The sequence below is a fragment of the Stenotrophomonas sp. GbtcB23 genome, assembly GCF_019091045.1.
In the GTDB taxonomy this organism is placed as follows: Bacteria; Pseudomonadota; Gammaproteobacteria; order Xanthomonadales; family Xanthomonadaceae; genus Stenotrophomonas; species Stenotrophomonas rhizophila_A.
This window is the reverse complement of sequence record NZ_JAGXKC010000220.1, coordinates 1-423: the sequence shown is the minus strand read 5'-3', so window position 1 is coordinate 423 and position 423 is coordinate 1. Positions and strand designations below refer to the sequence as shown.

Annotated in this window: 1 protein-coding gene; it reads right to left on the bottom strand. The window is 61.9% G+C overall.

From position 1 onward, the window contains the following. On the bottom strand, positions 1–423 hold a 423-nt coding region (locus KVS69_RS18870), incomplete at both ends, for a GDP-mannose 4,6-dehydratase (RefSeq protein WP_217539502.1).

The following is a 423-nucleotide window of genomic DNA, read 5'->3' as shown; positions in this document are numbered from 1 at the left end:
AAGCGTCGGCGCAGATTTCGTCCAATCCCCGCGAAGCCCGCCATCCCAGCAGCATTTCAGCCAACGAAGGATCGGCATAACACGCGTCGGCGTCACCGGGGCGCCGATCGGTGATCTGGTAAGGGACCTGACGGCCGCTTGCCCGGATGAAGGCATGGATGATTTCGATCACCGAATACCCGCTGCCGGTGCCCAGGTTGACCACAAGTCCTTGCATGCGACCGCGCAGGTAGTCGAGTGCGTGGACATGGGCCTGTGCCAGATCCATTACGTGGATGTAAACTCTGACCCCTGTCCCATCGGGTGTCTTGTAGTCCCCGCCAAACACCTTCACTTCGGGACGGATCCCGGCTGCCACCTGCGCCACGAACGGTATGCGGTTATTCGGGGCGCCACGTGGAAGCTCGCCGAGCTGGCCACTGT